We start from the raw sequence: 11,136 nt of genomic DNA, 5'->3' as shown, positions 1-11,136 counted from the left end.
TATTTGAAAAAACATCCGCAACCTTCCATACATTGTCAGCGTTGATAATAGAGAATGGAGGTGTTACATTTGACGCAATTGAAGAAGTTAGATTGGAGTTTAGTAATAAGTCTTCTAATACTCGGCGCTATTAGTTGCCTTTTTGTCCATTCTAGTAGTGTAAATTTTGAACAGTATGCAAGCTCCTTTATTATCAAGCAATTCTTATTTTATCTCATCGGATTAACCATCATGTTTGGAATATCCTTACTTGATATTGAACAGCTAAAGAAGATTGGATGGCCCTTTTACTTCCTAATAGTTGCTTTAACGGCTGGGCTTATTGTTGCACCTGAGAGCATTGCTCGGACGATCAATCAGGCAAAATCATGGTATCAAATCCCGTTTTTAGGTTCTCTCCAACCATCAGAGTTTTTAAAATTCGCTTTTTTAATAGTTGTGAGTAAGGTCATTATTGCTCATCAAGAAAAAAATGTCCGCCCCTCTTATCTAGCAGATTTTTGGCTACTTGTAAAAATCGGGCTAATTGTCCTTCCTCCTACACTACTTGTTTATAGGCAACCCGATACAGGTATGGTTATGTTGTATATGGCGATGATTTTACCAATGATTTTCTTTTCAGGTATTCATAGAAAGCTTCTAGTCGTATTTACGGCTGTTCCTCTAGTTATTATCAGTACGCTAGTAGTGCTCTATGTCCGATTTAATGAATTTTTTACAGAGAAGGTTTTAGGTGCCCTATCAGGACATCAGATTTCAAGAATTTATGGATGGCTTCAGCCTTATGAATATACTGATTCTTCTTTTCAAGTACGCCAAGGCTTTATGGCCATCGGATCAGGGGAATTTATGGGCAAGGGCTATCTACATAACAATGTCTATGTACCAGAAAAACATACCGATTTTATATTCTCCGCTATTGCAGAAGAGCTGGGTTTTGTTGGAGGAGCATTTGTAATAGCTCTACTATTTTTTGTTATCTATCGTATTGTTGTTATTACGGTAGTAGCGCGAGACCCCTTCATGACCTTAATGGGTGCAGGTATTTCAAGCTTACTAGCCTTTCAAATTACTCAAAATATCGGCATGACCATTGGGCTTTTACCTGTCACAGGTGTCACCCTACCTTTTTTAAGCTATGGTGGAAGCTCGTTACTATCCAATTTTATGCTTATTGGAATCGTCATGATTATTCATAATTCATATAAGGGTTATATGTTTAAAGTAGGGGACTAACAAAAGTGCAAGTAGAGAAAAATTCATGCATTCTCTACTTGCTAGATTAAAGGGGGGATTAATTCGTTAAAAACTCCTTCATACTCGCATTATATTGATCGATAAATAGCTGGGCTTCCTTACTTGGTAATTTTAATGCAGCTAAAGCGGCACCACCTACAGGTAAGCTATAAGCACCCACGAAGTCATACTGATTACTATTCTTTTTATCAATAGAGATTAACTTTTTAATAAATAGCTCCAATTCATTAAAAACGCCACCAGCTAAGACTACTTTGACTCGCTTATCTGTGAATGGATTTTTTTTGTAACAAGCATCTATACTTTGATAAAAAACATAGCACACTTGATCAATAATTGTATTGGCTTCTCCATCACCACGTTTAGCACATTCAATTGCTATCTTACTTAAAGGAGATATGGTATCACGCGGATGTGCTTCACCATAGACCACTTCAATTATCTGCGGAACGGATTGTAATTGAAAATATTCTAATACTGCTGCTGTTAGAAGCGTTTCAGGACCTCTTTTATCAAATGCTTTAAATACCGCTTTTAATGTACGAATGCCAATATCATAGCCACTGCCCTCATCATCAAAAATATAACCCCATCCTGCTGTACGCTCAATTCTTCCCGAATAATCAATACTGAGTGTAATCGCACCCGTACCAGAAATCTGCACAATGCCAGGCTGACCCAATGTTCCCGCATACAGCGCGTTCAACCCATCATTCGATAGTGATAGTTGACAGTCTTTCGGTAAAAGCGAGGTTAATAATGCATGGGTAATTTCTTCATTATTATTTTCTGTTACACCAGACAGGCCCGCATGGCACTTTGTAATGTGTTGAAATTCGTGAGGTTGTTGTCTTTTTAAATCATTTATTAATTCTGTTATCGTCTCAGTAAATTGCTCGAAGCTCATGGATGTGGGATTACTTTTTCCTGTTTCTGCTAGCGCCATAATTTGCCCACGACACGTTGAGATTGTCGCAAGTGTTTTTGTTCCACCACCATCAATTGCCAAAACATACAAGTGCCTTCACCTCTATACGATTTTAATTGTAGAAACAATTTCTCCTACCTCAACCCCTGCATCATTACGCACAAATGCAGGAGACAATGCTTTAATACGGTCAATTGTTTCTTGATTTGTATACTGAATTTGTTCCAATACAGAAGCAATTACATTCGGCCATGGACTTTCTGAACCATTCATAATTTTCAAGGCAAAACTTAATCCTTCGTTTCTAAGAGCAAAACAGTATACGCCCTGTGCCCCGCCCTTTGCCACAATATTGGGGTCCTTTAATAATGCCGTACAAATAAAATTTTGTGCTGCAATGATAGGATTCTCTTGATTCATTACTGTCGTAAGCTTTATTACTGCTTCACGAATCAGTCGATCATCAATTAATTCTGGTCTTGCTAACTTTAAATAAGCAATGGCCATGTTTTTTAACGGAATCGCAAAGACGGGCGCACCACAGCCATCAATCCCTGTACGAATTTTCTCTACCTCATATTCACTTAAATAAGCAATATATTTTTTTATCATCTGTTGCAGTGGATGTTCTGGATGACAATATTGCTTGACATCATAGCCATTTGCTAAACATGCAGTTAAAAATCCTAAATGCTTGCCAGCGCAATTATGAAATAGTTTCCTCTTTTCAAACCCCTGTTGAATATACTTTGTTTTAGGTTCCTCATTTAATGGATAGGATGCTGCACAAATTAACTCATTTTCATTAATAGGAAGTTTTTCCAGCAAAGAGACTAATGCCTCTTGATGATATATTTCGCCTCTTTGTGAAGCTAGAAATAATGCACTTTCTTTTGAAGTAATCCCGTACTTTTCTATAAAATCAGTCATAAAAATGGGAATGGCTTGAAATGGTTTTGCTGCAGAACGAAAATACACAGGCTCATAATCTTGACCTACAGAGACGAATTCTTCCTTCGTTAGATTCACAGCACTTATTTGTCCATAATGCACATTTTCCATTAATCCTGAACGATACTCCTTTAAAAATTCTGAGTAAGCCACGAATCAACCAACCTTTCTTTAAACAGACAGCAACTGCTTTTGTGCTTGTAATGCCGCTCCTTTAACAACCCCTTCTTTTAATTGATTGGAAAACTGTAAATCAAAGTAGGGTTGTAATTCCTTCCATATATACTGTTTACACTTATCACTAAGCAGTTTTTGAAATGTCACATTGTGCTCAATAATTTCTCCACTGACGATGACAGCCTCTGGTTCGTATAAACAAACTAGATTATTGATGGCAATAGCTAGAAAAGTAGCTACATCTTGCTGAATATCAACCGCCCATTGCTCGCCTTGATCAACACAATGCAAAATCTCTTCTATTGATTGAATATTAAGATTTTTAGGTGTTCTTTTTAACAGCGTAACTTCAGAAACATACATGGATAAGCACCCTCTTTTACCACAGTGACACATCTCACCAAAGGGATTAATCGTTATATGGCTTATTTCTCCAGCTTTATTTTGAATGCCACGATACACTTCTCCATTTAATAATATAGATGCTCCTATTCCTGTTCCGATTCCGACTAAAATACAATTTGAATACAGTGGTGTATAGATATCACCAATTTCAGCAATGATTTGCATTTTTAATTCATTATCTACGATGACTTCACAACCAAAAACGCCATTTAAATCTTCTCTTATATGGCAGTTTTCCCACTTCAATTGCTCAGAGGAAACGATTATCCCTTCCTCGTTATTGATTACTCCTGGAATTCCTATCCCAATGCCTAGTAATTTATCGTGAGCAATCTGATATTCTGTCATGATATTTTCTATAGATCGTTTTAGTAGATGTATAGCTTCTTCGTATTGATGCTTGATGTTACATTTGATTTCCTGAAAGGCAATAAGCTTCCCTAAGAAATCTAATATACCTATTCGAATAGTAAAACAGTCAATTTCTATACCAATCGTATATAAAGCATCTTCGCGCATATGAATTAACGTAGGACGTCTACCAATGGCTGTTTCTTCCGATACCCCTTCAAGAATAAAGCCTTCAGCTTCTAGTTCTTGCACAATACGCGTAATGGTTGTAGGGCTCATTTTTGTATATTTTGATAATTGAATTCTTGAAATTGGCGCCATCTGCCTTATTGCGTCAAGCACAATATATTTATTTTGTCTTCGCATTTGTACTTGATCTTGCTTTTTCAAATTAGATTCAACCCCTATTTAAACTTTTCTATGAATTGTACAGCTTCTTTGATGTCTTTTTCGGGATTTGATCTCACTTCTCGTTCAATAGTTAAATAGCCATTGTATCCGATTTCTTGTAAAGCTGAAAAATAAAGCTCGAAATTGACATCTCCATGACCTAATGGAAGTTCTCTGAAAAACTCTCCATTTTCCACCATTTCTTCTATTTTATCATGAGATGTTCCAGAATCGTATCCTAAGTACCCGTACACATCTTTAGGATTCGTTGGTTGCAGTTGAATACCATCCTTTACATGTGTATGTACAATATATTTCTTTAATAGTTTGACTCCAGCTACAGGATCATCTTTTGTTACCATCACCATATTGGCAGGATCAAAATTAACCGATACACCATTCGTTGATAGCTTATCTAAAAACCCTTTTAATGTTTTACTCGTTTCTGGCCCTGTTTCAATCGCAAAATAAGCATCTAATGATGTAGCATATTGTCCTAATTCTTCGCAGGCTTCCAGCATTGTTTGATAGATTGGATCATTTTCATCTTCAGGAATAATACCAATATGAGTTGTAACAATGGATGTTCCTAGGTCTTTGGCTAATTGCAGTATTTCTTTTGATTTTTTTATTTTTCTGGCATTTTCTGCTTTGTCTTGGAAGCCATGACCACCTAAATCTCCACATAATGCGGAGATTTCTAGACCTAGCCCTAAGATATACGCCTTCAATTCTGCTCTTTGTTCAGCATTTAGGTTATCGGGGTCCAACTCACCTGAAACGGCATACATTTGTACCCCCTGTGCACCAACTTCTTTCGCCTTTAACAAACCTTCACGAATAGGTAAACGAAAGCTGTCTACTATCACACCGATTTTATTATCCAATTTCACCATTTTAATAAACAACTTCCTTTCCTTCAGTTGCAGAAATATAAATACCTTCTAAGATTTTCATAATTTCTACTCCATCCTCTACAGGTGCAACTGAATCATAATGATGAAGGCAACAATCAACAAATGAATTGATTTCATTTTGAAAGGCTGTCGCAAAATCAAATGTTAAATCGTTAATTTGAGGATGAATATTTAAAATCGTATTATGCTCTTCACTTACAATTTTTAATTCTGGCTCTAGCTCTGCACCACCGTTCGTGCCATATAGCTTAATACTTATTTCATCTTTTAAAGCATGTAGTGTATAGGAAACGTCTACCATTAGTGACGCTCCATTCTCAAATGTAATGAGGGCATTTGCTAAGTCTTCTACTGTGTTTTTAGTTGCATCATAGTCTGCAGCCTTGTAGAAGGATAAATTTTCTATATGATTTCGGTTTCCTAACTGATTGTAAGTATGACCTGTTATACGTTTCACCTTTGGTCTCCCCATTAAGTACCAGCATATATCAATTACATGTACCCCTAGATCAATTAAAGGTCCGCCGCCAGACTTATCAATTTCAGCAAACCAGCCTCCTGGATTACCTAATCTTCTTAGGCAGGAAGCCTTAGCATAATAAATATCGCCCAATTTGTTATCGTCGATGAAGCTTTTCAGTACTTTGGTATTTGTGGCAAACCGTCTTACATAGCCCACTTGAAATACTTTCTGATGCTTTTCTGCAACCTTTTGGATATTTAGAGCCTCTGCATAAGTCATAGATAGCGGCTTTTCTATTAGAACATGTAAGTCATTTTCCAAAGCAAGAATCGCCAATTCGGCATGTGTATTATTCCATGTACAAATACTTACAGCATCCACATTTTTATCTGCGAATAGCTCTTCTTTTGAAGAAAAAACATGTGTTGCTCCAAATTGAACTGCTTTTGCTTTGCCTCTTTCAAGAGAAGCATCATACACGCCATATAACTCAACGAATGGATTATTCGAATAGGAACCTAAGTGAAAATCTGAAATAGAACCTGTGCCAATGACACAAACTTTTAATTTGTCCATGTTCTTTCCTCCTTTAGAGCTTGCATTCGTCCCATAAACGACGTACATTATCCATCCCTATTTTTGAACCAACTTGGCAATCTTCCATCCCTTCAAACTCAATAGTAAGATAGCCATCATATCCACTGCCTTTTACGAGTTTAATAATTTCTCGAATATTTATATCGCCATGTCCCACAATAGCACCTCTGATGTAGTTGTTATGAACTGTACGGAACCATTCGCCCTCACCTGGATTTTCATAATAAGGACGAATATAAAAATCTTTAAAATGCACCGTAGCAGCATAAGGGACGTTTTTCATAACACCAATTAGAGGTTCTTCATCAATACATAAAAAATTACCGATATCTAAAGTTGTTTTAAAGTTGTCTCTGTTTACCGCATGAATTAATTGTTGTACACGATCACTTGTTTGAACATTAAAGCCGTGATTTTCAATCGTTGTCGTAATATTAAATTGTTTCGCGTAATCTGCAATTAACTGACAGCCTCTAACCATCTCTTCGAAGTGCTCGTTGTAATAATGAATGGACGTTTGCTCCTTTGGTAAAGTAAAGAGAGTAACGTCATGGCGCATAATGTGAATGCCCATATGATGTACGACATCAACATGCTTCTTTAAACGTTCAACCTCTTCTAAAAAAGCTTCCTCCGTATCCTGAATAAAGTTAGCTGGTAACGAATAGGCGGATAGCTCTAATCCTAGCTCTGCTGCTTTATCTTTTATTTGAGTTGCAAGTTCATAGTTATCTACAACGGTAAATTCATAGGGTACTAATTCTACATGCTGTCCACCGTTGTCTGCTACCCATTGTAAGACATCCAGTACATTCATTTCCCCCTGTCTCATTTTTTTGACCATACTATATGTGCTTAACCCTATTTTCATTTCTATACACCCTTTCGATTAGTTGACAAAGTGACATGCGACACTTTGCTCTTCGTTAATTTTTTTCATTTCCGGAATAGCTTGCTTACATATATCTGATGCAAAGGGGCACCTTGTGTGGAAGGTACAACCACTTGGCGGATTTTTAGGATTTGGAATATCACCTGTTAAAACGATCTTCTTTTTTCGTAATGTTGGGTCTGCGATCGGTACGGATGCAATGAGCGCTTTTGTATAGGGATGCTTTGGTTCATTAAATATGGTTTCTTTACGCCCGATTTCTACAATAGACCCTAAATACATGACCCCTATATAATGGCTAATATGTTCTACAACACTTAAATCGTGAGAAATAAAGAGATAAGATATTTTATATTCTTGCTGCAATTGCTTTAATAGATTCAATATTTGCGATTGTATAGATACATCCAACGCAGAAACGGGCTCATCAGCAATAATTAATTTTGGCTTTGTTATTAATGCGCGTGCAATACCTAAACGCTGCCTTTGTCCTCCACTGAACTCATGCGCATAGCGATCAGCATGTTCAGCATTTAATCCAACGACTTCCAGCATTTCAAGCACTAGTTTTTCACGCTCTGCTTTTGAAAGTTTTGTATGAATTTCTAAAGGCTCCCCAATAAGCTCCTTGACCTTCATTCTTGGATTCAAAGAGGCATATGGGTCTTGAAAAATCATTTGAACAGTTTGCCTTAAATGCTTTAATTCAGATTGCTTTGCAGTTGCTACTTCTTTCCCGTCCACAATGATACTTCCATTCGTTGGTGCTATTAATCTAGTGATTAATCTACCTGTAGTAGATTTACCACAACCACTTTCCCCAACTAAACTAAACGTCGTACCTTCTTCTATTTCAAAGGAAACATCTATGACCGCGTTAACATATTGCTTTTTTTGAAATAGCCCTCCTGCTATTTGAAAGCTCTTTTTTAAATTCTCCACTTTTAATATACTGTTAGGCATTTACTTCCACATCCTTTTTCACATATAGCCAGCAGCTACATTGGCGAGTAGCTGAAATTTTTACTGTCGGTGGACTCTCCTGATGGCATATAGACATCGCTTGATTACATCGTGGAGCAAATTTACAACCATTCGGCATATTTTGTGGGGATGGTACTTGACCATTAATAGATTCTAATACTTCTTTGTTATCACCAATTTTCGGTACGGATGCAATTAAACCTTTTGTATAGGGATGCTTGGGGCTAGCAAATAACTCAAAGACATCTGCTTCCTCTACAACCTGCCCTGCATACATTACGACTACCCTATCGCACATTTCCGCAACAACACCTAAATCATGTGTGATTAATAAAATAGCTGTTTCATTTTCTTCCTTTAGCTTTTTCATTAGCTCTAAAATTTGAGCTTGTATCGTGACATCAAGCGCAGTGGTTGGTTCGTCAGCAATAAGTAAATTAGGATGGCAGGCCATAGCCATTGCAATCATAACTCGCTGGCGCATTCCTCCTGATAGCTGATGTGGATATTCATAAATGATTTCCTCAGCTCTTCCTATGCCAACGCTTTTTAGCATTTGGATTGCATGATGCTTACTTTCGTTCTTCGGCAGCTTTAAATGCATCTCAATTGCTTCCATTAACTGCTTGCCTATTTTTAAGACAGGATTTAAAGAGGTCATGGGCTCTTGAAAAATCATGGCCATTTGCTTGCCACGAATCTTCCGAATTTCTGATTCGGACATTTTCGTCAAGTCATGTCCATTGAAATGTATAGAGCCATTGACGATTTTGCCTGTAGTACCGTGAAATAATTGCATGATGGATAACGATGTTAAGCTTTTTCCACTACCCGATTCTCCCACTAAGCCTAATATCTCTCCTTTACGGATGGAAAAATTGACACCTCTTAAAATCTTGATTTCCCTTTTATCACGCGTAAAGGACGTTTCTAAGTCACTTACTCGCAATACATGTTCTGGCATAAGCATTCTCCTTAATTATTTTTTATTTTTGGATCTAAGACATCTCGTAATCCATCACCTATTAAGTTAAATGCTAGTACGGTTAAAAATATGGCAATGCCTGGCATGATGACTACGTGCGAAGATGTCCCTAAATAGTCGCGCCCACTACTTAGCATTACTCCCCACTCAGGCATCTCAGGGCTTGCACCTAAGCCTAAAAAACTTAAACCAGAAGCTGCTAAAATGGCTGTTCCTATACGCATTGTGACAAAAATGATTAATTCACTAATGGTTTCAGGGAAAATATGTTTCCACAGCACTCTAACATGTGAAGCTCCCATTGATTGTGCTGCTTCTACGTAAACATTCTCTTTCGCATTCAATGTAGCACCTCTGACTAAACGTGCAAAAGATGGCACACTAAAAATCATCACAGCAATGATGACATTATTAATACCAGGACCCAATAAGGCTACAATGGCAATTGCTAATAATAAATCTGGGAATGAAAACAATACATCACAGCTACGCATGATGATTTTGTCAATCCACCCACCAAAGTAACCGCTAATTAAACCTAAAATAGTTCCTAGTATTAAGCCTAAAAATACGGCACTAAAACTCACCATCAAGGATATTTTTGCACCTACTATCAAACGACTAAAAATATCTCGACCATACTCGTCAGTTCCTGCCAAATGACTTGCACTTGGTCCCTCTAATAAAGCATCATAATTCGGTTCAAAAGGGTCGTACGGTGCGATATAAGGACCAATAAAAGCGACTACAATTAACAACACTATAAAGATACTTGCTACCAAAGCAGCCTTTTGTTTTTTAAAAGACTTCCAAAATTCTTTAAGAGGAGAGTATTTTTTTTGTGTATTTTGCACTTGGCTATTTTGCATAGTAGTTGGTGAAGTCATTTTGTTCCCTCCCTTAAGAATTTAATTGGATTTTTGGATTTAACACGGTATAAAGCACATCAACGATTAAATTGACTAAAATAAATTCAAATGCAAATAACAGCAGTGCAGATTGAATGACGGGATAATCTCGAAAGGCAATCGAATCGATTAGAAGTCGTCCCATCCCTGGAAAACTAAAGACTGTCTCCACTACCACCGATCCTCCTAATAGAAATCCGAATTGTAGGCCGGCTACTGTTACCACAGAAATTAAGGAATTTCTTAAAGCATGGGTCACAATAACAGAGTGTTCTTTCAGTCCTTTTGCTCTCCCTGTTCTTATAAAATCTGCTTGTAACGTTTCCAGCATAGAAGAGCGAGTAAATCGAGCAATCATTGACATAATGCCAGCCCCTAAGGTCAAGGACGGCAAAATATAACTAGAAAAGCCATCTAATCCACCTGTTGGAAATAACCCTAGCTGCACGGAAAATAATTGAATCAATAATAAGCCCAGCCAAAATCCTGGAATTGAAATACCAGAAACAGCCGTTACCATTCCAAAATAATCAGGCCATTTGTTTTTATTGATGGCTGAAACAACACCAATTACCAAACCCATTAATGTAGCCCAAAACATGGAAAGGAAAGTAAGATGAAGAGAAGGCATAAACCTTGTTTTAAACATATCTATGACAGGTAGTCCTGTTGTTAAAGATGTTCCAAGCTCACCCGTCACAAGATTTTTCATATAATCCACGTATTGTTTAAGAATGGGTTTATCTAAACCTAACTCATGGCGTACGTTTTCAACATCTTCTAGCGTGGCATCCTTCCCAGCTACTAACCTTGCAGGGTCACCTGGTATGAAATGAATAAATAAGAATGTTAATATGGAAATGACGATTAATATTGGTATCATTTCAACAGTTCTTCTTGCTATATACTTCCACATGCTACCTTCCTCCTT

The 11,136-nt window shown here is 37.2% G+C and carries 11 protein-coding genes; 1 reads left to right on the top strand and 10 read right to left on the bottom strand.

Annotated features, from left to right (window positions below):
* Positions 1–69: 69 nt before the first annotated feature.
* A complete protein-coding gene (locus MKZ14_RS02295; protein WP_339280599.1) occupies positions 70–1,236 on the top strand; it encodes an FtsW/RodA/SpoVE family cell cycle protein in 1,167 nt (388 codons plus the stop codon).
* A gap of 58 nt (positions 1,237–1,294) precedes the next feature.
* Here MKZ14_RS02295 and MKZ14_RS02290 read toward each other — a convergent pair whose 3' ends face one another.
* Genes MKZ14_RS02290 through MKZ14_RS02245 form a run of 10 tightly spaced genes read right to left on the bottom strand, consistent with a single transcriptional unit; the run spans position 1,295 to position 11,121 of the window.
* Positions 1,295–2,275 carry a BadF/BadG/BcrA/BcrD ATPase family protein gene (locus MKZ14_RS02290; protein WP_333006193.1) on the bottom strand — a complete coding sequence of 327 codons (981 nt, stop codon included), beginning with the start codon at positions 2,273–2,275 and terminating at the stop codon, positions 1,295–1,297.
* 12 nt (positions 2,276–2,287) lie between these two features.
* On the bottom strand, positions 2,288–3,289 hold the full coding sequence (locus tag MKZ14_RS02285; RefSeq protein WP_016993399.1) for an asparaginase: 1,002 nt from the start codon (positions 3,287–3,289) through the stop codon (positions 2,288–2,290).
* A gap of 18 nt (positions 3,290–3,307) precedes the next feature.
* Positions 3,308–4,459 carry an ROK family transcriptional regulator gene (locus MKZ14_RS02280; protein WP_016993400.1) on the bottom strand — a complete coding sequence of 384 codons (1,152 nt, stop codon included), beginning with the start codon at positions 4,457–4,459 and terminating at the stop codon, positions 3,308–3,310.
* Between the two features lie 14 nt (positions 4,460–4,473).
* Positions 4,474–5,355, bottom strand: a complete 882-nt coding sequence (locus tag MKZ14_RS02275; protein ID WP_026023428.1) for a sugar phosphate isomerase/epimerase family protein — start codon at positions 5,353–5,355, stop codon at positions 4,474–4,476.
* Position 5,356: 1 nt separating this feature from the next.
* Entirely contained in the window at positions 5,357–6,415 is a 1,059-nt protein-coding gene (locus MKZ14_RS02270) for a Gfo/Idh/MocA family oxidoreductase (protein ID WP_016993402.1), read from the bottom strand.
* Positions 6,416–6,428: 13 nt separating this feature from the next.
* Entirely contained in the window at positions 6,429–7,307 is an 879-nt protein-coding gene (locus tag MKZ14_RS02265) for a sugar phosphate isomerase/epimerase (RefSeq protein WP_036078176.1), read from the bottom strand.
* Between the two features lie 18 nt (positions 7,308–7,325).
* A complete protein-coding gene (locus MKZ14_RS02260; RefSeq protein ID WP_036078174.1) occupies positions 7,326–8,291 on the bottom strand; it encodes a dipeptide ABC transporter ATP-binding protein in 966 nt (321 codons plus the stop codon).
* Positions 8,284–9,276, bottom strand: coding sequence for an ABC transporter ATP-binding protein (locus tag MKZ14_RS02255; protein ID WP_036078171.1), 993 nt, complete (start codon positions 9,274–9,276; stop codon positions 8,284–8,286). Before MKZ14_RS02255 ends, MKZ14_RS02260 begins: the two co-directional genes overlap by 8 nt.
* An 11-nt stretch (positions 9,277–9,287) precedes the next feature.
* Positions 9,288–10,184 (bottom strand): ABC transporter permease subunit, encoded by an 897-nt coding sequence (locus MKZ14_RS02250; protein ID WP_052125378.1) that lies wholly within the window; start codon positions 10,182–10,184, stop codon positions 9,288–9,290.
* A gap of 13 nt (positions 10,185–10,197) precedes the next feature.
* On the bottom strand, positions 10,198–11,121 hold the full coding sequence (locus MKZ14_RS02245) for an ABC transporter permease subunit (RefSeq protein WP_016993406.1): 924 nt from the start codon (positions 11,119–11,121) through the stop codon (positions 10,198–10,200).
* Positions 11,122–11,136 lie beyond the last annotated feature (15 nt).

Source organism: Lysinibacillus sp. FSL P2-0066, assembly GCF_037969495.1.
Taxonomy (GTDB): domain Bacteria; phylum Bacillota; class Bacilli; order Bacillales_A; family Planococcaceae; genus Lysinibacillus; species Lysinibacillus boronitolerans.
The sequence above is the reverse complement of the archived record's forward strand: the minus strand, read 5'-3'. Positions and strand labels throughout refer to the sequence as shown.